Source organism: Streptomyces mashuensis (assembly GCF_014654785.1).
GTDB lineage: Bacteria > Actinomycetota > Actinomycetes > Streptomycetales > Streptomycetaceae > Streptomyces > Streptomyces mashuensis.
Genome location: NZ_BNBD01000003.1, coordinates 185,668 through 206,801 on the forward strand (window position 1 = coordinate 185,668; position 21,134 = coordinate 206,801).

General features: G+C 72.0%; 19 protein-coding genes. 3 read left to right on the top strand and 16 right to left on the bottom strand.

Annotated elements, in window-relative coordinates; genetic code table 11:
- Positions 1-7: 7 nt before the first annotated feature.
- The 9 genes from IE305_RS10190 to rpsD form a co-directional block, all read right to left on the bottom strand.
- Positions 8-553, bottom strand: a complete 546-nt coding sequence (locus tag IE305_RS10190; protein ID WP_190129183.1) for a shikimate kinase — start codon at positions 551-553, stop codon at positions 8-10.
- Complete coding sequence (aroC, locus tag IE305_RS10195; protein WP_190129184.1) at positions 550-1,734, bottom strand: chorismate synthase; 1,185 nt, start codon at positions 1,732-1,734, stop codon at positions 550-552. Before aroC ends, IE305_RS10190 begins: the two co-directional genes overlap by 4 nt.
- A 99-nt stretch (positions 1,735-1,833) precedes the next feature.
- On the bottom strand, positions 1,834-2,670 hold the full coding sequence (locus IE305_RS10200) for a shikimate dehydrogenase (protein WP_190129185.1): 837 nt from the start codon (positions 2,668-2,670) through the stop codon (positions 1,834-1,836).
- Positions 2,667-4,391 carry an endolytic transglycosylase MltG gene (gene mltG, locus IE305_RS10205; RefSeq protein WP_190129186.1) on the bottom strand — a complete coding sequence of 575 codons (1,725 nt, stop codon included), beginning with the start codon at positions 4,389-4,391 and terminating at the stop codon, positions 2,667-2,669. The genes IE305_RS10200 and mltG overlap by 4 nt, the downstream gene beginning before the upstream one ends.
- Positions 4,392-4,514: 123 nt before the next feature.
- The gene (gene ruvX, locus IE305_RS10210; RefSeq protein ID WP_190129444.1) at positions 4,515-4,985 is read right to left on the bottom strand and encodes a Holliday junction resolvase RuvX; all 471 of its coding nucleotides are present in this window, start codon (positions 4,983-4,985) and stop codon (positions 4,515-4,517) included.
- On the bottom strand, positions 4,982-7,651 hold the full coding sequence (gene alaS, locus IE305_RS10215) for an alanine--tRNA ligase (protein ID WP_190129187.1): 2,670 nt from the start codon (positions 7,649-7,651) through the stop codon (positions 4,982-4,984). The genes ruvX and alaS overlap by 4 nt, the downstream gene beginning before the upstream one ends.
- The gene (locus IE305_RS10220) at positions 7,651-7,986 is read right to left on the bottom strand and encodes a DUF6167 family protein (RefSeq protein ID WP_190129188.1); all 336 of its coding nucleotides are present in this window, start codon (positions 7,984-7,986) and stop codon (positions 7,651-7,653) included. Before IE305_RS10220 ends, alaS begins: the two co-directional genes overlap by 1 nt.
- An 8-nt stretch (positions 7,987-7,994) precedes the next feature.
- Positions 7,995-8,435 (bottom strand): DUF948 domain-containing protein, encoded by a 441-nt coding sequence (locus tag IE305_RS10225; protein ID WP_190129189.1) that lies wholly within the window; start codon positions 8,433-8,435, stop codon positions 7,995-7,997.
- Positions 8,436-8,641: 206 nt separating this feature from the next.
- Positions 8,642-9,256 carry a 30S ribosomal protein S4 gene (gene rpsD / locus IE305_RS10230; protein WP_190129190.1) on the bottom strand — a complete coding sequence of 205 codons (615 nt, stop codon included), beginning with the start codon at positions 9,254-9,256 and terminating at the stop codon, positions 8,642-8,644.
- Between the two features lie 201 nt (positions 9,257-9,457).
- Here rpsD and IE305_RS10235 point away from each other — a divergent pair, with 201 nt between their 5' ends.
- Positions 9,458-10,159, top strand: a complete 702-nt coding sequence (locus IE305_RS10235) for a DUF2470 domain-containing protein (protein WP_190129191.1) — start codon at positions 9,458-9,460, stop codon at positions 10,157-10,159.
- A 9-nt stretch (positions 10,160-10,168) separates the two neighbouring features.
- Here the strand turns inward: IE305_RS10235 and IE305_RS10240 are convergent, their stop codons facing one another.
- Genes IE305_RS10240 through IE305_RS10255 form a run of 4 tightly spaced genes read right to left on the bottom strand, consistent with a single transcriptional unit; the run spans position 10,169 to position 14,265 of the window.
- Positions 10,169-11,518: a replication-associated recombination protein A gene (locus tag IE305_RS10240; protein ID WP_190129192.1), complete on the bottom strand. Its 1,350-nt coding sequence runs from the start codon at positions 11,516-11,518 to the stop codon at positions 10,169-10,171.
- 30 nt (positions 11,519-11,548) lie between these two features.
- The gene (locus IE305_RS10245) at positions 11,549-12,199 is read right to left on the bottom strand and encodes a vitamin K epoxide reductase family protein (RefSeq protein ID WP_190129193.1); all 651 of its coding nucleotides are present in this window, start codon (positions 12,197-12,199) and stop codon (positions 11,549-11,551) included.
- Positions 12,200-12,256: 57 nt separating this feature from the next.
- Entirely contained in the window at positions 12,257-13,531 is a 1,275-nt protein-coding gene (gene hisS, locus IE305_RS10250; protein ID WP_190129194.1) for a histidine--tRNA ligase, read from the bottom strand.
- Positions 13,532-13,539: 8 nt separating this feature from the next.
- Positions 13,540-14,265, bottom strand: coding sequence for an MBL fold metallo-hydrolase (locus IE305_RS10255; RefSeq protein WP_190129195.1), 726 nt, complete (start codon positions 14,263-14,265; stop codon positions 13,540-13,542).
- 202 nt (positions 14,266-14,467) lie between these two features.
- On the opposite strand from IE305_RS10255, the gene IE305_RS10260 reads away from it, so the two are divergent.
- Positions 14,468-15,298, top strand: coding sequence for a peptidylprolyl isomerase (locus IE305_RS10260; RefSeq protein ID WP_190129196.1), 831 nt, complete (start codon positions 14,468-14,470; stop codon positions 15,296-15,298).
- A 223-nt stretch (positions 15,299-15,521) separates the two neighbouring features.
- Positions 15,522-16,751, top strand: a complete 1,230-nt coding sequence (locus IE305_RS10265) for a DUF349 domain-containing protein (protein ID WP_190129197.1) — start codon at positions 15,522-15,524, stop codon at positions 16,749-16,751.
- An 81-nt stretch (positions 16,752-16,832) separates the two neighbouring features.
- Here the strand turns inward: IE305_RS10265 and IE305_RS10270 are convergent, their stop codons facing one another.
- From IE305_RS10270 to secF, 3 genes are all read right to left on the bottom strand, one after another.
- Positions 16,833-19,268, bottom strand: a complete 2,436-nt coding sequence (locus tag IE305_RS10270; protein WP_190129198.1) for a RelA/SpoT family protein — start codon at positions 19,266-19,268, stop codon at positions 16,833-16,835.
- Between the two features lie 177 nt (positions 19,269-19,445).
- A complete protein-coding gene (locus tag IE305_RS10275) occupies positions 19,446-20,012 on the bottom strand; it encodes an adenine phosphoribosyltransferase (protein ID WP_190129199.1) in 567 nt (188 codons plus the stop codon).
- The gene (gene secF / locus IE305_RS10280; RefSeq protein ID WP_190129200.1) at positions 20,009-21,133 is read right to left on the bottom strand and encodes a protein translocase subunit SecF; all 1,125 of its coding nucleotides are present in this window, start codon (positions 21,131-21,133) and stop codon (positions 20,009-20,011) included. The genes IE305_RS10275 and secF overlap by 4 nt, the downstream gene beginning before the upstream one ends.
- Between the last annotated feature and the right edge of the window lies 1 nt (position 21,134).

The following is a 21,134-nucleotide window of genomic DNA, read 5'->3' on the forward strand; positions in this document are numbered from 1 at the left end:
GCGTTCCTCACTGCGGGGTGTCGGTGGCGTCGGGGGTGGCGGCCGGGGCCAGCCGCAGCGCCGCCATCACGGCGTCGGCGACCTCGGCCGGGGTGCGGCCGGCGGTGGCCACGACGGCCGTGGCCACCTCGGTGTACAGCGGGCGGCGCTGCTCCATCAGCTCCCGCCAGCGCTTGCGCGGGTTGACGGCCAGCAGCGGCCGCGGGGCGTCCAGGCCCACCCGGTGGACGGCGTCGGCCAGGTCGACGTCGAGGAAGACGACGGGCAGGCCCTTCAGGAGGGCCCGGGTGCCGGCGTCCATGACGGCGCCGCCGCCGAGGGCGAGCACCCCGGGGTGCCCGGCCACGGCGGCCCGCACGGCCTGCCGCTCCAGCTCGCGGAAGTGCGGCTCGCCCTCGTCGAGGAAGATCTCGGGGATGGGCTTGCCGGCGGTGCGCTCGATGTCGGCGTCGGTGTCGCGGTAGCCGGTGCCCAGCCGCTGGGCGAGCAGGGCACCGACCGTCGACTTGCCCGCTCCGGGCGGGCCGACCAGGACGGCGAGCGGCGGTGTCACCGGATCGCCAGGTTCTCGAGGTAGCCGCGGACGTTGCGGCGGGTCTCGGCGACGCTGTCGCCGCCGAACTTCTCCACCACGGCGTCGGCCAGCACCAGCGCGACCATGGCCTCGGCCACGATGCCCGCGGCGGGCACGGCGCACACGTCGGAGCGCTGGTGGTGCGCCTGGGCCGGCTCGCCGGTGGTGACGTCCACGGTGCGCAGGGCGCGCGGGACGGTGGCGATGGGCTTCATGGCGGCGCGGACGCGCAGCAGCTCACCGGTGGTCAGGCCGCCCTCGGTGCCGCCGGAGCGGCCGGAGGAGCGGCGGATGCCGTCCTCGGTGGGGACGATCTCGTCGTGCGCCTGGGAGCCGGGCACCCGGGCCAGCTCGAAGCCGTCGCCGACCTCGACGCCCTTGATCGCCTGAATGCCCATCAGCGCGGCGGCCAGGCGGGCGTCCAGACGGCGGTCCCAGTGGACGTGCGAGCCGAGGCCGACGGGCACGCCGTAGGCCAGCACCTCGACGACACCGCCGAGGGTGTCGCCGTCCTTGTGGGCCTGGTCGATCTCGGCGACCATCGCCGCGCTCGCGGCCTCGTCGAGGCAGCGCACCGGGTCGGCGTCGAGCTTCTCGACGTCGGCGGGGGTGGGGTACACGCCGTAGGGAGCCTTGGCGGAGGCCAGCTCGACGACGTGCGAGACGATCTCGATGCCGGCGGCCTCCTTGAGGAAGGACCGGGCGACGGCACCGAGGGCCACGCGGGCGGCGGTCTCACGCGCGGAGGCGCGCTCCAGCACCGGCCGGGCCTCGTCGAAACCGTACTTCTGCATGCCGGCCAGGTCGGCGTGGCCGGGCCGGGGGCGGGTCAGCGGGGCGTTGCGGGCCAGCTCGGCGAGTTCCGCCGGGTCGACCGGGTCGGCCGCCATGACCTGCTCCCACTTGGGCCACTCGGTGTTGCCCACCATGACCGCGACCGGGGAGCCGAGGGAGAGGCCGTGCCGCACGCCGCCGAGGAAGGTGACCTCGTCGCGCTCGAACTTCATGCGGGCGCCGCGACCATAGCCCAGCCGCCGCCGCGCGAGGTGGTCGGCCACCATGTCGGTGGTGACCGGAACGCCGGCGGGAAGTCCCTCCAGCGTCGCGACGAGTGCGGGGCCGTGCGACTCCCCCGCGGTCAGCCAGCGCAACCTGCTCAACGGTGCTCCTCAGTGCTTCGGCATGCGAAATGCTGCCTCGATCCTCCCACGTCCGCGGCGCTCGTCCGGCCCGGCGTCCACGGTGTGGACCCCGTCGTCTCAGTGGCCGCGGGCCGCCAGCGCCGCCTCGCCCGCCGTGCGCATCGCGGCCAGCGGGGCCGGGCGCCGGCCGGTCATCAGCTCCACCTGGAGCACCGCCTGGTGGACCAGCAGGTCGAGGCCGCCCAGGAGGGTGCCGCCGCGGGCGGCCCAGGCGGCGGCCAGCGGGGTGGGCCAGGGCTCGTAGAGGACGTCGAAGAGCGTGCCGGGGCGGCCGGGCACCGCACCGGTCAGGGCGTCGGTGGCACCGGCGGGGGTGGTGGCGATCACCAGGGGCGCGGCGAGGGCCTCGCCGGCCCGCGCCCAGTCCTCGGTGCGGACGGGGACGCCGAGCCGTTCGCCCCACTGCCGCATCTCGGCGGCGCGGGCGGCGCTGCGCACGTAGACGGTGACGTCCTCGGCGCCCAGGCGGCCGAGCGCGGCCAGTGCGGAGGAGGCGGTGGCGCCGGCGCCCAGGACGGCGGCGGAGCCGGCCGACTCCACGCCGCGCTCGCGCAGCGCGGCCACGAGGCCGGGGATGTCGGTGTTGTCACCGAGGCGGCGGCCGTCGTCGGTGAACAGCACCGTGTTGACGGCCTCCACGGCGGCGGCCGTGTCACTGACTCCGTCGAGCAGCGGGATGACGGCCCGCTTGAGCGGCATGGTCAGGGAGAGCCCGGCCCACTCCGGGCCGAGCCCGTCGAGGAAGGCGGGCAGGGCCGCCTCGTCGACCTCGAACCGGTCGTACGTCCACTCCCCCAGGCCCAGGGCGGCGTACGCGGCCCGGTGCAGGTCCGGGGAGAGGGAGTGCGCGACGGGCGAGCCGAGCACGGCCGCCCGGTGACGCGTGGGGCTCATGAGCTGCCGGCCTTCTTCTTGTTCTCCTGCTCGTAGCGCTGCCGGTTCCGGTTGTGCTCCGCGTTGGTCACGGCGAACAGCGTCTCGTTCTCGTTGATCGAGACGAAGTAGTACCAGGGACCGTCGGCCGGCTGGAGCGCCGACTTCAGGGCTTCCGTGCCCGGGTTGCTGATGGGGCCGGGCGGCAGGCCCTTGATCTTGTAGGTGTTGTACGGGTCGTTGAACTGCCGCAGGTCACGCACCGCGCCGGTGTCCAGGGTGCTCTGGTTGCGCGCGTAGTTGACCGTGGAGTCGAAGTCGAGGAGGCCGTAGGTCTCCTTGTTGTCCGGCTTGAGCCGGTTGTAGACGACCCGGGAGATCTTGTCGAAGTCGTGCTTGTACTTGCCCTCGACCTGCACGAGGCTGGCGACGGTGACGACCTGGAGCGGCGACTTCAGCCCCAGCGCCTGCGCCTTTCCGGCCACGTCCTGCTGCTCGTAGTTCTGCTTGGCGCGGGCCACCATCTGCCGCAGGATGTCCTCCGGCTTCGTGCCCTTGCCCGCGCTGTACTGCGAGGGGAAGAGGAAGCCCTCCAGCGGGTCCTTGACGTTCGGGTCGCTGCCGGCCCAGTCGGGCAGGCCCAGGTTCTTCGCCTGGCTCTTGGCCACGCCCTTGGTGGTGCCCTCGGTCAGGCCGAGCTTCTTGTCGATGGCCGAGTAGACCTCGGAGGCCCGGATGCCCTCGCGCAGGGTGAGGAAGTTCTTGGCGTCCGTCATCAGCGCCACGGCGGCCTGGCCGGACATCTCCTTGCGGAGCGTGTACGTGCCGGGCTGGATGGACTTCTTGGCCGCCGCCTCGGTGAAGGCGCCGACGCTCTTGACGACCCCGGCCTTGAACAGCACCTGGCCCATCTCGGTGAGCGAGGCGCCCTTGGGGATCTCGACCTGCACCTGCCCGGTGCCCTCGCCCTCGTAGTCCGGGGCGGCGCCGAAGTGCGTCTGCCAGTAGTCGTAGGCGAGGTAGCCACCGCCGCCCACGGCGCCGACGAGCACGACGGCGACCAGCAGGCAGGCCGTGCCGCTGCGGCGCTTGTTCTTCTTGGTCTTGCCCTTGCCACGCCGCTCACGGCCGCGGCCGCCCTCCTCGGCGGCCGCCGGCTCGTCCCCGGCGGGGTCGCCGGGGACGGCACGGTCGTCCGGGCGGTCGTCGAACAGGGCGAGCTTGCCGGCGTCCGGCTCCTCCTGGTGCCACTCCCGGGCCCCGAGCTGCTCGTGCTCGCCCTGGCGCTGCTGGGGGGCGGCGTACTGGCCGGTTCCGTACGGGTCGGAGGGGTCGCCGGCCTGCGGGACGGCGTACGTTCCGGTGGAGTGCTGCCCGGTGGAGTGCTGCCCGACGTGGTGCTGACCCGTGTCGTGCTGACCGACATGGTGCTGACCCGTGTCGTGCTGACCGACATGGTGCTGACCCGTGTCGTGCTGACCGACGTGGTGCTGACCGGTGTGGTGCTGAGCGGCATAGGGGTCCTGGTGGGCGGTGCCGTCACCCGCGTACGGCGCCGCCTGGCCCTGCTGGTCCCAGCCGTAGGGCTGCCCGCCCTGCGGCTGCTGTCCGCCGTAGGAGGGCTGGGACTGCTGCGGCTGCTGCTGCGGCGCGTACCGCTGCCCTCCGTATCCCGGGTCCCCGTACAGCGGGTCCTCCGGATGCCACGGTTGGGAGCCGGAACCCCGGCCGTACTCAGTCATCTATCCCCTAGTGCCGCAACAGCGGCAGCCTTGGGCGCTTCAGGAGCGCGAGTCCGATGCCTGGTCCTGCCCGGAAGACATTCGAACAGCTGCCATGTCGCGCGGAACGTTACCGTATTGCGATCAGATGACCACTTCCACGGCCTCGCCGGGGGGCCGTCCGGAGGTCTTCTCCGTCTCCAGCGCGCTCTGCAGGATGACCACGGCGGCGGCCTGGTCGACCACCGAGCGGCCCTTCCTGCTGTTCACGCCGGAGGCCCGCAGCCCCTGCGCGGCCGTGACCGTCGTCATCCGCTCGTCGACGAGCCGGACCGGCACCGGCGCGACGCGCCGGGCCAGTTCCCTGGCGAAGGTACGCACCTTGGTGGCCGCCGGCCCCTCCCGCCCGCTCAGCGAGCGGGGCAGGCCGACGACGACCTCGATGGGCTCGTACTCCGCGACGACGGCCACCAGCCGCTTGTGCGCGGCGGGGATGTCACGCCCGGGCACGGTCTCGACCGGGGTGGCGAGGAGCCCGTCGGGGTCGCACGTGGCGACCCCGATCCGGGCGTCCCCGATGTCCAGGGCGATGCGCCTGCCGCGTCGCACGGTCAGGCCGCTTCCGCCACGAGGCGCTCGACGGCGGCCATGGCCTCGTCGACGGCCTCGGGGTTCTGGCCGCCGCCCTGCGCGAGGTCGGGCTTGCCGCCACCGCCGCCGCCGAGGGTCTTGGCGGCCGTCCGGACCAGGTCGCCGGCCTTGAGGCCGCGCTCGCGGGCGGCGTCGTTGGTGGCGATGACGGTCAGCGGGCGGCCGTTGGCGACGGTGAACAGGGCGACGACGGCCGGGCGGCCGCCGGTGATGCGGCCCCGCACGTCGAGGACGAGCTTGCGCAGGTCGTCGGCGTTGGTGCCGTCCGGCACCCGGTCGACCACCAGGGCGGTGCCGTGCACGTCCTTGGCGGAGGAGGCCAGGCCGCCGGCGGCGGCGAGGACCTTCTCGGCGCGGAAGCGCTCGATCTCCTTCTCGGCGTCCTTGAGCTTGGCCAGCATCCCGGAGATCTTCTCCGGCAGCTCCTCCGGGCGGCCCTTGACCAGCTCGGTGAGCTGGGCGACGACCGTGTGCTCCTTGGCCAGGAAGTTGTACGCGTCGGCGCCGACGAGGGCCTCGACGCGGCGCACGCCGGAGCCGATGGAGGACTCGCCGAGCAGCTTCACCAGGCCCAGCTGAGCGGTGTTGTGCACGTGCGTGCCGCCGCACAGCTCCTTGGAGAAGTCGCCGATGGTGACCACGCGGACCCGCTCGCCGTACTTCTCGCCGAACTCGGCGATGGCGCCCTGCTTCTTGGCGTCCTCCAGGCTCATGACCTCGGCGTGCACGTCGAGTTCGTGGGAGAGGACCTCGTTGATGCGCTGCTCGACGTCGGTGAGGACCGAGGACGGCACGGCGGTCGGCGAGCCGAAGTCGAAGCGGAAGCGGCCCGGGGAGTTCTCCGAGCCGGCCTGGGCGGCCGTCGGGCCCAGGGCGTCGCGCAGCGCCTGGTGGGTGAGGTGGGTGGCGCTGTGGGCGCGGGCGATGGCCCGGCGGCGCTTGACGTCGATGGCGGCGTGGGCGGAGGAGCCCACGGTGACCTCACCGACCTGGACGACGCCCTTGTGGACGTGGACGCCCGGGACGGGCTTCTGCACGTCGCGGACCTCGACCACGGCGCCGTTGTCCAGCCGGATGCGGCCGGTGTCGGCGAGCTGGCCGCCGCCCTCGGCGTAGAAGGGGGTGCGGTCGAGGACGACCTCGACCTCGTCGCCCTCGGAGGCGGCGGGCGAGGGCACGCCGTCGACGAGCAGGCCGACGACGGTGGACTCGCCCTCGGTGAGGGTGTAGCCGGTGAAGTCGGTGGCGCCGGCGGTGTCGGCCACCTCGCGGTAGGCGGACAGGTCGGCGTGGCCGGTCTTCTTGGCCTTGGCGTCGGCCTTGGCGCGCTCCCGCTGCTCCTTCATCAGGCGGCGGAAGCCGTCCTCGTCCACGGACAGCCCCTGCTCGGCGGCCATCTCCAGGGTGAGGTCGATCGGGAAGCCCCAGGTGTCGTGGAGCAGGAACGCCTTGTCGCCGGGGAGCACATTGCCGCCGGCGGACTTGGTCTCGGTGACGGCCGTGTCGAGGATGTTGGTGCCCGCCTTGAGGGTCTTGAGGAAGGCGGCCTCCTCGGCGAGCGCGACGGTCTCGATGCGCTTCCGGTCGGTGATGAGCTCGGGGTACTGCTGGCCCATCGTGCGGATGACGACGTCGAGCAGCTCGGCGACGACCGGGCCGGTGGCGCCGAGCATGCGCATGTTGCGGATGGCGCGGCGCATGATGCGGCGCAGGACGTAGCCGCGGCCCTCATTGCCGGGGGTGACGCCGTCGCCGATGAGCATGGTGGAGGTGCGCAGGTGGTCGGCGACCACGCGGAGGGACACGTCGGTGTCCTTCTTGTCGCCGTAGCGCACGCCGGTGAGCTCGGTGGCCTTGTCGATGACGACGCGCAGGGTGTCGGTCTCGTACATGTTCTGCACGCCCTGCAGGATCATCGCCAGGCGCTCGAGGCCGAGGCCGGTGTCGATGTTCTGGGCGGGCAGGTCGCCGAGGATCGGGAAGTCCTCCTTGCCCTCGCCGGCGCCGCGCTCGTACTGCATGAAGACCAGGTTCCAGATCTCCACGTAGCGCTCGTCGTTGACGGCCGGGCCGCCCTCGACGCCGAACTCCGGGCCCCGGTCGTAGTTGATCTCGGAGCACGGGCCGCACGGGCCGGGCACGCCCATGGACCAGAAGTTCTCCTTCTTGCCCAGGCGCTGGATGCGCTGGGCGGGCACGCCGATCACGTCGCGCCAGATGCGCTCGGCCTCGTCGTCGTCGAGGTAGACGGTGATCCAGAGGCGCTCGGGGTCCAGCCCGTAGCCGCCGTCCGCCACGGGAGTGGTCAGCAGCTCCCAGGCGTACTTGATCGCGCCTTCCTTGAAGTAGTCCCCGAAGGAGAAGTTGCCGCACATCTGGAAGAACGTGCCGTGCCGGGTGGTCTTGCCGACCTCCTCGATGTCCGGCGTGCGGACGCACTTCTGCACGCTGGTGGCGCGCGAGAAGGAGGGCTTGACCTCACCCAGGAAGTAGGGCTTGAAGGGGACCATGCCCGCGTTGACCAGCAGCAGCGTCGGGTCGTCCGCGATGAGCGAGGCCGACGGCACCACGGTGTGCCCGCGCTCCTCGAAGAAGCGCAGCCAGCGGCGGCGGATTTCAGCCGACTCCATCAGTGGTCCTCTTTCCGGGTGTACGAGTGGTGGGTGGGGTGCTGCGGTTCGAGCGCGACGAGGTGGCGCTGGGCGGGCAGGGCCCGGTGGCCGTCCTCGGGCCCGGGGGCCGCGGCCAGGCCGAGCGCGTCCCGCAGCGCGGCCTCGCGGTGCGCCATGCCGTCGCGCACGTCGAGGGCGAAGAGCTTGACCTTGCGGCCGGCGAGGACCGCGCGGTCGGCCGCCTGCAGGGCCAGGCTCTCCGGGGTGAGCTTGGCGAGCTTGCGGTTGACCTTGGTGGTGGCCCACACACCGGCGGCGACGCCGGTGGTGAACCAGAACGTGCGGCGGAACATGTCGGGGATCAGCCCTTCCCACGGGTGCTGCGGCGCCGGGACGACGGCAGGCCGTCCCCGGCGGTACGGCCGACGAACACGGTGCCGGAGCCGGACGGCGGCTCGGCCCGGCGGCCCATGGCGCGCCGGACGCCGTAGCCGAAGGCGGCGACCTTGACCAGCGGTCCGCCGAACGCGGACGAGACGGTCGAGGAGAGCGCCGAGGCGTTCGCCGTCACCTCCTGGACGTCCGCGGTGATCGAGTCGACGCGGGCGAGCTGGGCGTTGGCGGAACGGAGGGCGGCGGTGGCGTCGGTCAGGAGCGGCACGGCCTGCTCACTGATCTCGGTGACCAGCCGGGTGGCGGCCCGCAGGGTCTGCGCCAGCCGGACCAGGGCCAGGGCCAGGAACGACACGAGGATCGCCCAGAAGACGGCCACGAGGATCCCGGCCACCTCTCCACCGGACACGCTGCACCGCTCCCTGCTGATCGTCGCTGGTCATTGCACTGAACGTCGGATACCGACCTTATCGCGCCGGGCCCGTCCGCCCGTACCGCATTCCCGTTCGCCCTTCGCATTCGCGTGGGGCCGCGAAAACGCGCGAGCCCGCCGGCTCCCCGGCCACGAGGGCCGGGTGAGACGACGGGCTGGTGCGGAAGGAGTCCGCGCCCGGGTCAGCGGGCGTAGTACTCGACGACGAGCTGCTCGTCGCAGATCACCGGGATCTCCTTGCGGTTGGGCTCCCGGTCCAGGCGGAAGGCCAGCGCCTGCAGGTTGACCTGCAGGTAGCGCGGGGTCTCGCCCTCACCCGCGTAGCCACCCTCGCGGGCGACCTGGAAGGGGTGCTTGGCGCGGCTGCGCTCGCGGACCATCACGACGTCGTCGGGACGGACGCGGAAGGACGGCTTGTCGACCTTCTTGCCGTTGACCTCGATGTGGCCGTGGACGACCATCTGGCGGGCCTGGTAGATGGTGCGGGCCAGGCCGGCGCGCAGGACGAGGGCGTCGAGGCGGCGCTCGAGCTCGACCACCAGGGCCTCACCGGTCTTGCCCGGGGCCTTCTTGGCGCGGTCGTAGGCGCGCGCCATCTGCTTCTCGCTGATGTCGTACTGGGCGCGCAGACGCTGCTTCTCGAGCAGACGGACCTTGTAGTCCGAGTTCTGCTTGCGGCCACGGCCGTGCTCGCCCGGCGGGTAGGGGCGGGCCTCGAAGTACTTGACGGCCTTGGGCGTCAGCGCAATGCCGAGCGCACGAGACTTCTTGACCTTGGGACGCGACTGGTTAGGCACGTTCTCCAGACCTCCGGATGTAAGTTAGGTTAGGCTTACCTTACTCAAGGAGATCGCATGTCTCGTCCGGGGAACACCAGTCACATCACGGACAGCACGAAAGGATCCACGAGGGAATCCGACGCTCACGAAGGCGTCGACGTGACGGAGGTCCGATCAGATCGTGGTCAGCCGCGTCCCAGCGGACTTGAAATCGCACGGATGCCGTCAGCAGCCGAGCGCACACGAACTCTCGTACAGGGTACATGCTCCGGAGCACTGCTGATTCCCGGGCACTCCCCGGCCACCCCCGACAGCCTGGCCGAACGCCTCACACCCCAGGCCCGCACGGTCGGCCGCGACGGCGAGGTGTACCTCGTCCTCCCCGCCGACGCCGCCGCGGTACGGGCCGCCACCCACGCCCAGGACGACGAGCTGTCCGCCGTACTGGAACTGGTCGACGTCGCCCCCGTCGCCCTGCCCGGCGGCCGCATCCGGGGCCGCGCCCTGCTGGGCGGCTGGCTGACGAGCGTACCGGGCGTCGCCGAGCCGGGCCGTATGCTGCTGCGCCTGGAGGTCGGCGAGGTACGGATCGAGGACCTGTGGGGCGCGGACGGGGTCGACGTCGAGGACTTCGCCCGCGCGGAACCGGATCCCCTGGGGGCGCACGAGGGGGAACTGCTCCAGCACCTGTGTGCGGGGCACGGGGATCAGGTGCGGCGGCTGTCCTCTCTTCTCGGTGCGGAGAGGGGGCCGTACGAGTCCGTGGTGCCGGTCGCACTCGACCGCTTCGGTCTGCGGGTCCGCTTCGCAGTGGGGGGCGGGGACTGCTTCGACGCGCGCTTCGAGTTCCCGCGCCCGGTGCGCGACGTGCACGGCCTGCGCCGCGAGATGCACCGCCTCTTCGAGGCGGCGATGGAGTAGTCCCGGTCCTCAATCCCCCCGCAGCCGCGCACGGACCCGTTCGACCACGTCCGCGTACCGCGCCTCCGACCCGTACCGCGTCGGCTCGTAGTACCGCTTGCCGTGCACCTCGTCCGGTGCGTACTGCTGGGCCGCGATGCCGCCCGGTACGTCGTGCGGGTAGACGTAGCCCTCGCCGTGGCCCAGCTTGCCCGCGCCGCGGTAGTGGCTGTCGCGCAGGTGCGGGGGGACCGCTCCCGCGTGGCCGGCGCGGACGTCGGCCAGGGCCGCGTCGATCGCGAGGTACGCCGCGTTCGACTTGGGGGCCAGCGCCAGCGCGATCGCCACCTGGCTCAGGATGATGCGCGCCTCGGGGAAGCCGATCAGCGCCACGGCCTGCGCACCGGCGACCGCGGTCTGGAGGGCCGTGGGGTCGGCCAGGCCCACGTCCTCGCTCGCCGAGATCATCAGGCGGCGGGCGATGAACCGCGGGTCCTCGCCCGCCTCGATCATCCGGGCCAGGTAGTGCAGCGTGGCGTCGACGTCCGAGCCGCGGATGGACTTGATCAGCGCGCTGGCCACGTCGTAGTGCTGGTCGCCGGCGCGGTCGTAGCGCACGGCCGCGCGGTCGACCGCCGCCTCCAGCGTCTCCAGGGTGATCTCCTGCTCGCCCTTGGCGAGGGCCGAGCCCGCGCCGGCCTCCAGGGCGGTGAGCACGCGCCGGGCGTCGCCGCCGGCGATGCGCAGCAGGTGCGCCTCCGCGTCCTCGGCGAGGGTGACCGTGCCGGCCAGGCCGCGCTCGTCGGTGAGGGCCCGGCGGACCAGGCCGCGCAGGTCGTCGTCGGTGAGGGCCTGGAGCGTGAGCAGCAGGGAGCGGGAGAGCAGCGGGGAGATGACCGAGAAGTAGGGGTTCTCCGTGGTGGCCGCGATCAGCGTGACCCAGCGGTTCTCCACGGCGGGCAGCAGGGAGTCCTGCTGGGCCTTGCTGAAGCGGTGGATCTCGTCGAGGAAGAGGACGGTCTCCTTGCCGTACCCGCCGGCGGCGCGGCGGGCGCCGTCGATGACGGCCCGGACCTCCTTGACCCCGGCGGTGATCGCCGAGAGCTCGACGAAGCGCTTGTTGGTGGCCTGGCTGACGACGTAGGCGAGCGTCGTCTTGCCCGTGCCGGGCGGGCCCCAGAGGATCACGGAGGAGGCCCCGGCCGGGCCGCCGGCGCCCTCGCCGACGAGGCGGCGCAGCGGGGAGCCGGGCTTCAGCAGGTGGGCCTGGCCGACGACCTCGTCCAGGCTGCGCGGGCGCATGCGCACGGCCAGGGGCGTGGCCGCCGGGTCCTTCTCCTGGCGGTCCTCGGCGGCTGCGGTGAACAGGTCGGGCTCCACGTGAGGAACCCTAAGTCACCGCACTGACAATCAGGCCGTCCCGCCGGTCCAGAACCACCACCAGCGGGTGAGGATCAGCATGCCGATCACGCCGATCCACAGCACCGGCACCACCCAGTGGAACTCCAGCAGGCCCCGCTTGAGGCCCTCGGGGGCGGGGATGAAGCCGTGGCGGAGGTTGTTCAGCGTCACGTACCAGAACATGACGATGGTGGCGACCCAGGCCAGGCAGCACCACAGGCACAGCGAGCCGATGACGTACAGCGACTCGTACTGGAGCCAGGTGACGAAGCCGACGCCGAAGAGGCAGCCGGCCTCCATGCCGAGCCAGTACCAGCGCGGGAAGCGGCTGCCCGACAGCATGGCCAGGCCGATGGCGATGATCATGCCGTAGGCGACCAGGCCGAGCATCGGGTTGGGGAACCCGAACGCCGCGGCCTGCTTGCTCTGCATGATGTTGCCGCAGGAGACGATGGGGTTCAGGCTGCAGCCCGGGGTGAAGTTCGGGTCCTCCAGCAGCTTGAACTTGTCCAGCGTGATGACCCAGGAGGCCAGCAGGCCCATCGCGCCGGTGATCACCAGCAGCAGCGCGAACGCGCGACCGCCCCCCACCGAGCCGGTGGCGGGACCGTCGCGCTCCGCGTCGTCGGTGTCGGAGCGGTCGAGTGCCGAAATGGTCATAGCGCCGTCGATCCCATCAGTAGGCCGTCGCCCCATTCTGCACCAACCGCCTTCGCGTCAGCCCCGGGCCGAACGGACTTCACCCGCCACGGTGGCGGCCACCGCGTCGAGGGCGACGGCGCGCTGCTCGCCGCTCTCCAGGTCCTTCAACTGCACGACACCGTCGGCCAGATCGCGCTCGCCGGCCACCAGCGCCCAGCGGGCGCCGGAGCGGTTGGCCGACTTCATGGCGTTCTTCAGGCCCTTGCCGCCGAAGGCGAAGTCGGTGGCGACGCCCTCCCGGCGCAGCTGCGTGACGACGCCGAACAGGACCCGGCGGGCCTCCTCGCCCAGCGGGACGGCGAAGACCTGGGTGGGGGCGGGCAGTTCCAGCTCGATGCCCTCGGCCCGGAGGGCCAGCACCGTGCGGTCGACACCGAGCGCCCAGCCGACGGACGGCAGCGCGGGGCCGCCGATCATCTCGGAGAGGCCGTCGTAGCGGCCGCCGCCGCCGACCGCCGACTGCGAGCCGAGGCCGTCGTGGACGAACTCGAAGGTCGTGCGGGTGTAGTAGTCCAGGCCGCGGACCAGCTTGGGGTCGTCCTCGAAGGCGACGCCGGCGGCGGTCAGCAGCTCGCGGACCTGCTCGTGGTACTCCTTGCACGCCTCGCACAGGTGGTCGCGGAGCATGGGGGCGCCGGTGAGCTGCTTCTGCACGGCCTCGCGCTTGTCATCGAGGACGCGCAGCGGGTTGATCTCGATGCGGCGGCGGGTGTCCTCGTCCAGGTCCAGGCCACGCAGGAAGTCCTGCAGGGCGGCGCGGTAGGCGGGGCGGCACTCCTTGTCGCCGAGCGAGTTCAGCAGGAGGCGGAAGTTCGTGAGGCCGAGCGAGCGGTAGGCGTCGACGGCCAGGATGATCAGCTCGGCGTCGAGGGCCGGGTCCTCGGCGCCGATGGCCTCGGCGCCGACCTGCGAGAAGTGGCGGTAGCGGCCGGCCTGGGGGCGCTCGTAGCGGTAGTACGAGCCGGAGTACCAGAGCTTGACCGGCAGGTTGCCGGCCTTGTGCAGGTTGGCCTCCAGCGCGGCGCGCAGGACGGAGGCGGTGCCCTCGGGGCGCAGGGCGAGCTGGTCGCCGCCGCGGGTGGTGAGGGTGTACATCTCCTTGGTCACGATGTCGGTGGACTCGCCGACGCCGCGGGAGAACAGCTCGACCTGCTCGAAGCCGGGGGTCTCCACGTAGCCGTAGCCGGCCCGCTTGAGCGGTGCGGAGATCGCGTCGCGCACGGCGAGGTAGGTCGCCGAGTCGGGCGGGAGGAGGTCGTAGGTGCCCTTGGGGGCCTTGAAGGTGCTCACGTGAGTCGTCACATTCCTCGTCGTGGAGCCGACGGGGCTCCGTGGCCGGCCGCCACTTCCCTGAGATAGGGGTTGGTGGCGCGCTCGTGGCCGATGGTCGTCTGGGGGCCGTGGCCGGACAGCACCACGGTCGAGTCGTCCAGTGGCAGGCACACACGGGCCAGGGACTGGAGCATCTCGGCGTGGTCGCCGCCGGGCAGGTCGGTGCGTCCGACGGAGCCGGCGAACAGCAGGTCGCCCGAGAAGAACACCGAGGGACACCCTTGTTCTTGAAGAGTGGCGGCGGTCTCGGGGAGCCTGAAGGTCACCGACCCCTTGGTATGGCCCGGGGCGTGCGCGACGGTGAACTCCAGGCCCGCAAGGTCGAGCCTGCTGCCGTCGGTGAGCTCCTTGACGTCGTCCGGCTCCCCCACCGTGAGCTCGCCCATGAGCTGCTGCCCGATGGAGCGGCCGAGGGCCTTCTCCGGGTCGCTCATCATGTAGCGGTCCGCGGGGTGGATCCAGGCCGGGACGTCGTGGGCCCCGCACACCGGCACGACCGAGGCGACGTGGTCGAGGTGGCCGTGGGTGAGGACGACGGCGACGGGCTTGAGACGGTGCTTGCGCAGTGCTTCCTCGACGCCCGGGGCCGCCTGGTGGCCCGGGTCGATGATCACGCACTCCTCGCCGGCGGCGGGGGCGACCAGGTAGCAATTGGTCCCCCAGGCCCCGGCGGGGAACCCGGCAATGAGCACGTTCGTCCTTAAGGTTCGGCGTCGGTATTACTGCGGTTTCGGCGGTTCTGGGCGGTCGGCTTCGAATCCCCCGGCTTCGGGAGATCCGTGCAGGCAGAGCCTACCGGCGGCACTCCTGCCGCCGCGAACCCGTATACGGTACGGGCACACGCGCGATTCGCGGCTCATGACATGCACGCACACGGCACGAGGAGACGACCCGGTGGTCACTAACGAGCAGCGGCGGCGGCAGCTCGCCCGCGAGAAGTTCGAGCGGCAGCAGCAGCGCCGTGAGGCGGCGCGGCGCAAGGCACGCCGCCGGAACGCGGTGATCGCCGCGGGTGTCGCCGTGGTGCTGGCCGCGGGTGCGACCGCGTACGCCACGGGTGCGCTGACCGGCGGTGACAAGAAGGAGAAGGCGGCCGACGCCGCTCCGGACGGCCTGCCCACGCCGTCCGCGCCGAGCAAGGGCCCGGACCCGTGCGCCAAGCCGGCGCCGGGCTCGCCGTCGGACAAGCAGTGGAAGTCGGAACCCGCGATGACCGTGGACAAGTCCGCGTCGTACGCGATGGAGCTGAAGACCACCTGTGGCGCGATCGACATCAAGCTGGACGCGGCCAACGCGCCGCACACGGTCAACTCCTTCGACTTCCTGGCGAAGGAAGGGTTCTTCGACCACTCCAAGTGCCACCGCCTCACCACCGCGGGGATCTTCGTGCTCCAGTGCGGCGACCCCAAGGGCACCGGCACCGGCGGCCCCGGCTACAAGATCCCGGACGAGAACCTCAAGGACGAGCGGCTCAAGGGCAACGTCTACCCGGCGGGCACGATCGCCATGGCCAACACCGGCCAGCCGGGCACCGGCGGCAGCCAGTTCTTCCTCGTCTACCAGGACAGCCCGCTGCCGCCCACCTACACGCCGTTCGGCACGATCGGCGCGGACGGCATGAAGGTGCTGAAGAAGATCGCGGACGCCGGTGAGCAGTCGGGTGCCGGCGATGGCGCGCCGAACGCCACCGTGGTCATCGACAAGGCGACGGTGACCAGGTCGTAGCCGCCGGCGGCCGGTCCGTGCAGGGAAATCCGTTCGCGCGGGATACGGACAGCAAGGCCGCCGTTCGCCTATGTTGGCGTTGTGTAGGGTGCCCTGATCCGGCGGCGGTGAGCACCCGGACGATCAAGCCGCCGGACCGGCCAGGGCGCGGCCCTGCCCGGATCAACTGTGGACGATGCCAGCGGGCCGCACACCGGCCGCGGCATCATGTGGAGGAGGCGCTGTGAGCAGCGACCGGTGGGGCCGCGTCGACGAGACGGGGACTGTGTACGTGCGCACCGCCGACGGCGAGAAGGTCGTCGGATCGTGGCAGGCCGGGTCCCCCGAGGAGGCCCTGGCCTACTTCGAGCGCAAGTACGAGGGCCTCGTCGTCGAGGTCGGTCTCCTCGAGCGCCGGGTGAGGACCACCGACCTGTCGGCCAAGGACGCCATGGTGGCCATCGGCCACCTGCGCACCCAGGTCGACGAGCACCACGCGGTGGGGGACCTGGACGCGCTGCGGGAGCGGCTGGACAAGCTGGTGGCGGCCGTCGAGGCACGGCGCGAGGAGCGCAAGGCGGCCAAGGCCAAGCAGAGCGAGGAAGCGCGCACGGCCAAGGAGGCGCTGGTCGCCGAGGCCGAGGAGCTGGCCGCGAGCGAGCAGTGGCGGTCGGCCGGCGAGCGGCTGCGGGCCCTGGTCGACACGTGGAAGGGCCTGCCGCGGCTGGACCGGAAGACCGACGACGAGCTGTGGCACCGCTTCTCGCACGCCCGCTCGGCGTTCTCCAAGCGGCGCAAGGCGCACTTCGCGTCCCTGGACGCGCAGCGCGAGGACGCCCGCAAGGTCAAGGAGAAGCTGGTCGCCGAGGCCGAGGCGCTGTCCGGCTCCACCGACTGGGGCCCGACGGCCGCGCGGTACCGCGAGCTGATGGCGGAGTGGAAGGCGGCCGGGCGCGCCCAGCGCGAGGCGGAGGACGAGCTGTGGGCCCGTTTCCGCGGGGCGCAGGACGTCTTCTTCCAGGCCCGCGGCAAGGTGTTCGCGGAGCGCGACGCCGAGCAGCAGGCCAACCTCACGCTGAAGGAGGAGCTGGTCGCCGAGGCCGAGAAGCTGGTGCCGGTGACGGACCTCAAGGCGGCGCGGGCGGCGTTCCGTTCGGTCAACGAGCGGTGGGAGGCCATCGGGCACGTGCCGCGTGACGCGCGGCCGCGCATCGAGGGCCGGATGCACGCGGTGGAGCGCGCGATCCAGGAGGCCGAGGAGGCCGAGTGGCGCCGTACCAACCCCGAGGCGCGGGCGCGTGCGGCCGGCCTGACGGGCCAGCTGCAGGCGGCCGTCGACAAGCTCCAGGAGCAGGTCGAGAAGGCGCGTGCGGCGGGCAACGAGGCCAAGGCCGCGAAGCTGGCGCAGGAACTGGAGGGCCGCAAGGCGCTGCTGGACCAGGCGCTGAAGGGGCTTGAGGAGTTCGGCGGCTGACCGAGCGCAGCACGAGCGCATACGCGTAAGGGGCTCCGGCTATTGCCGGAGCCCCTTACGCGTGGGCTGCTCGTGGGGCCGCTACGGCCTGCGCGCCGACGTCACGCGGTAGACGTCGTAGACGCCCTCCACGCCCCGGACCGCCTTCAGGACGTGGCCCAGGTGCTTGGGGTCGCCCATCTCGAAGGTGAAGCGGGAGGTGGCCACCCGGTCGCGGGAGGTCTGCACCGCGGCGGAGAGGATGTTGACATGCTGGTCGGACAGCACGCGCGTGACGTCCGACAGCAGGCGGGACCGGTCCAGCGCCTCGACCTGGATGGCGACCAGGAAGACGGAGGACTGGGTGGGCGCCCACTCCACGTCGAGGATCCGCTCGGGCTGCTGGGAGAGCGAGTCGACGTTGACGCAGTCGGCGCGGTGCACCGAGATGCCGTTGCCGCGGGTGACGAAGCCGATGATGGGGTCGCCGGGCACCGGGGTGCAGCAGCGGGCGAGCTTGACCCACACGTCGTCGACGCCCTTGACGACCACGCCGGGGTCGGCCGTGGTCCGCCGCTTGGAGCGGCCGCGGATGGGCGCGGCCTCCTCGATGTCCTCGGTCGCCGCGTCCTCGCCGCCGAGCGCCTGGACCAGCTTCTGCACCACGCCCTGCGCCGCGACATGGCCCTCGCCGATGGCGGCGTAGAGGGAGGAGATGTCGGGGTAGCGCATCTCGTGCGCCAGGGTGACCAGCGAGTCGCCGGTGAGGATGCGCTGGATGGGCAGGTTCTGCTTGCGCATCGCGCGGGCGATGGCGTCCTTGCCCTGCTCGATCGCCTCGTCCCGGCGCTCCTTGGAGAACCAGGCGCGGATCTTGTTGCGGGCGCGGGGGGACTTGACGAAGCCGAGCCAGTCGCGGGACGGGCCGGCGCCGGGCGCCTTGGAGGTGAAGACCTCCACCAGGTCGCCGTTGTCGAGCGTCGACTCCAGCGGCACCAGGCGGCCGTTGACCCGCGCGCCTATGGTGCGGTGGCCGACCTCGGTGTGCACCGCGTAGGCGAAGTCGACGGGGGTGGCGCCGGCGGGCAGCGCTATGACGTCGCCCTTGGGCGTGAAGACGAAGACCTCGTTGCGCGAGAGGTCGAAGCGCAGCGACTCCAGGAACTCGCCGGGGTCCTCGGTCTCCTTCTGCCAGTCCAGGAGCTGCCGCAGCCACGCCATGTCGTTGATGGCGTCCGCGTCCTTGCCGGACTTGCCGGACGTGCGCGGCACATCCGTACGGATCTTGGAGGCCCCGGCGACGGCCTCCTGCTTGTACTTCCAGTGCGCGGCGATGCCGTACTCGGCGCGGCGGTGCATGTCGAACGTGCGGATCTGGAGTTCGACCGGCTTGCCGCTGGGCCCTATGACCGTCGTGTGCAACGACTGGTACATGTTGAACTTGGGCATCGCGATGTAGTCCTTGAACCGCCCCGGGACCGGGTTCCAGCGGGCGTGGACGGTGCCGAGTGCCGCGTAGCAGTCGCGGACGGTGTCGACGAGGACGCGGATGCCCACCAGGTCGTAGATCTCGGCGAAGTCGCGGCCCCGCACGATCATCTTCTGGTAGACGCTGTAGTAGTGCTTGGGCCGGCCGGTGACGGTGGCCTTGATGCGGGCGGCACGCAGGTCGGCCTGGACCTCGTCGATGACGGTGGCCAGGTACTCGTCGCGCTTGGGCGCGCGCTCGGCGACGAGGCGGACGATCTCGTCGTACATCTTGGGGTAGAGGATCGCGAAGGCGAGGTCCTCCAGCTCCCACTTGATGGTGTTCATGCCCAGCCGGTGCGCCAGCGGGGCGTAGATCTCCAGCGTCTCGCGGGCCTTCTTCTCCTGCTTCTCCCGCTTGAGGTAGCGCATGGTGCGCATGTTGTGCAGGCGGTCGGCGAGCTTGATGACCAGGACGCGCGGGTCCTTGGCCATGGCGACGACCATCTTGCGCACGGTCTCGGCCTGGGCCGCCTCGCCGAACTGGACGCGGTCCAGCTTGGTGACGCCGTCGACGAGCAGGGCGACCTGGTCGCCGAAGTCGCGGCGCAGGTCCTCCAGGCCGTACTCGGTGTCCTCGACGGTGTCGTGCAGCAGGCCGGCCATGAGGGTGGCGGGGTCCATGCCGAGCTCGGCGAGGATGGTGGTGACGGCGAGCGGGTGGGTGATGTACGGGTCGCCGCTCTTGCGCTTCTGGCCGCGGTGCCAGCGCTCGGCGACCTGGTAGGCGCGCTCGATCTGGCGGAGGGTGGCGGTCTCGGCCTTGGGGTCGTTGCCCCGGACGATGCGCAGAAGGGGCTCGAGGACCGGGTTGTACGGGCTCTGCCGCTGGACGCCGAGGCGGGCGAGGCGGGCCCGGACGCGGCTGGAGGAGCCGGGGCGCGGGGCGGGGCCCTGGACGGGCGCCGGGCCGGTGGCCGGCCGGCCGGTGGGCGTGCCCGGGACCGCCGCGGTCTCGGGAGAGCGTTTTTCCTGCTGAGCGGCGGTGACAGGCTGGACCTCGTCTGGCAAGAGCACTCCTCATGCGTTCCGGCCCCCCGTTCAGGTCCGGACTGCCATGGTAGCGATCCCGGACGCCGGGCCGCCGCGCGCCCGGCGGCCACCCCGCACAACAGCGGGCGCCCCCGGGAGCTTCCCGGGTGACGCCCGCTGTGCGGTGCGGTGCCTGACTGTGCTGGTCAGGGCCGGTCAGACCGTGATCAGGGCCTCCAGGGGGGCGTCCCCCAGGACGGGTGCCAGACGGTCGCGGCCGGGCAGGAAGCCCAGCTCCATCAGCACCGCCACACCGGCGACCTCGGCCCCGGCGCGGCGGATGAGCTTCAGCGACGCCTCGGCGGTGCCGCCGGTGGCCAGCACGTCGTCGATCACCAGCACGCGGTCGCCCGCGGTGAGGGCGTCGGCGTGCATCTCGATCTCCGCGGAGCCGTACTCCAGCTCGTAGGACTGGGCGAGCGTGGCGCCCGGCAGCTTGCCGGCCTTGCGGACGGGCACGAAGCCCACGCCGGCGCGGACGGCCACGGGCGCGGCCAGGATGAAGCCGCGGGCCTCCAGGCCGACGACCTTGGTGGCGCCGTACCGCTCGCAGAGCGCGACGAACGCGTCGGTGAGGGCGGTGAAGGCCCGGGCGTCGGCGAGCAGGGGCGTGATGTCCTTGAACATCACACCGGGCTTGGGGTAGTCCGGGACGTCGGTGATGCGGCTGAGCAGCAGCTCGCGCAGCTCCTCACCGGCGCCCGCGGCGCGTACGGCGCTCATCGGCGCCGTCCCTGGGACCGGCCGCGGCCACCGCGGTTGCGGCCGTCGGTGCGGCCGCGCTGGCCGACCACCCCGGCGGGGGCGGCGTCCTGCGGCTCGCCGTCCTCGCCGTGCTCCTCGCCGTCGCGCGGCTCGCCCGAGTCCGCCTTGGCGGCCTCGCTGGCGCGGCGTGCGCGCACCCGCTTGGCCAGGGCCTGCATCTGCGGGTCGCGTTCCTTGAGGTCGGCGACCAGCGGCGTGGCGATGAAGATCGACGAGTAGGCGCCGGCGGCGAGGCCGACGAACAGGGCGAGGGAGATGTCGTTCAGCATGCCCGCGCCCAGGAAGCCGCCGCCGATGAACAGCAGGCCGGCGACCGGCAGCAGCGCCACCACGGTGGTGTTGATGGAGCGCACCAGGGTGCTGTTGAGGCTGCGGTTGGCGATCTCGCTGTAGGTGAAGCGGGTCTGCTTGGTGAGGTCCTTCGAGCTCTCCTTCAGGCCGTCGAAGACGACGACCGTGTCGTAGAGGGAGTAGCCGAGGATGGTGAGCAGACCGATCACGGTGCCCGGCGTGACCTCGAAGCCCACCAGGGCGTAGACGCCCACGGTGATGGTGAGGTCGTGGACCAGGGCGATGAGGGCGGCCACCGCCATGCGCCACTCGAAGGCGATGGCGAGGTAGATCACCACCAGGACCATGAAGATCCCCAGGCCCCACCAGGCCTTGTTGGCGATCTGGTCGCCCCAGCTGGGGCCGACGATGTCGGTGTTGACCTTGTCGGTGTCGACGCCCAGCTTCTTGGCGAGCGCCTGCTGGGTCTTCCGCGACTGGTCCGGGGTCAGGTCGCTGACCTGGAGCCGGAGGGTGTCGTTGCCGAGCTTCTGGACGACGGCGGTGTGCCCCGACGCGTCCTGCGCGGTCTGCCGGGCCTGGGCGGAGGTCACCGCGGTCTTGGGCGTGGTGAACACCGCGCCGCCGGAGAACTCGATGCCCATGTTGAGGCCGCGCACCGCCAGGCCGACGATGGCCGTGATGGTGATGAGGATCGAGATGCCGTACCAGATCTTCCGCTTGCCGACGAAGTCGTAACCGACCTCACCGCGGTAGAGCCGGGCGCCGAGGGATCCGAGTCGGGACATC

Excerpts from the sequence above, each read along its gene's own strand:
- mltG (WP_190129186.1), bottom strand. The coding sequence starts at position 4,391 with ATGACTGAGTACGGCCGGGGTTCCGGCTCCCAACCGTGGCATCCGGAG.
- IE305_RS10275 (WP_190129199.1), bottom strand. The coding sequence starts at position 20,012 with ATGAGCGCCGTACGCGCCGCGGGCGCCGGTGAGGAGCTGCGCGAGCTG.
- IE305_RS10200 (WP_190129185.1), bottom strand. The coding sequence starts at position 2,670 with ATGAGCCCCACGCGTCACCGGGCGGCCGTGCTCGGCTCGCCCGTCGCG.
- IE305_RS10220 (WP_190129188.1), bottom strand. The coding sequence starts at position 7,986 with ATGTTCCGCCGCACGTTCTGGTTCACCACCGGCGTCGCCGCCGGTGTG.
- IE305_RS10245 (WP_190129193.1), bottom strand. The coding sequence starts at position 12,199 with ATGACCATTTCGGCACTCGACCGCTCCGACACCGACGACGCGGAGCGC.
- secF (WP_190129200.1), bottom strand. The coding sequence starts at position 21,133 with ATGTCCCGACTCGGATCCCTCGGCGCCCGGCTCTACCGCGGTGAGGTC.
- alaS (WP_190129187.1), bottom strand. The coding sequence starts at position 7,651 with ATGGAGTCGGCTGAAATCCGCCGCCGCTGGCTGCGCTTCTTCGAGGAG.
- IE305_RS10235 (WP_190129191.1), top strand. The coding sequence starts at position 9,458 with ATGCCGTCAGCAGCCGAGCGCACACGAACTCTCGTACAGGGTACATGC.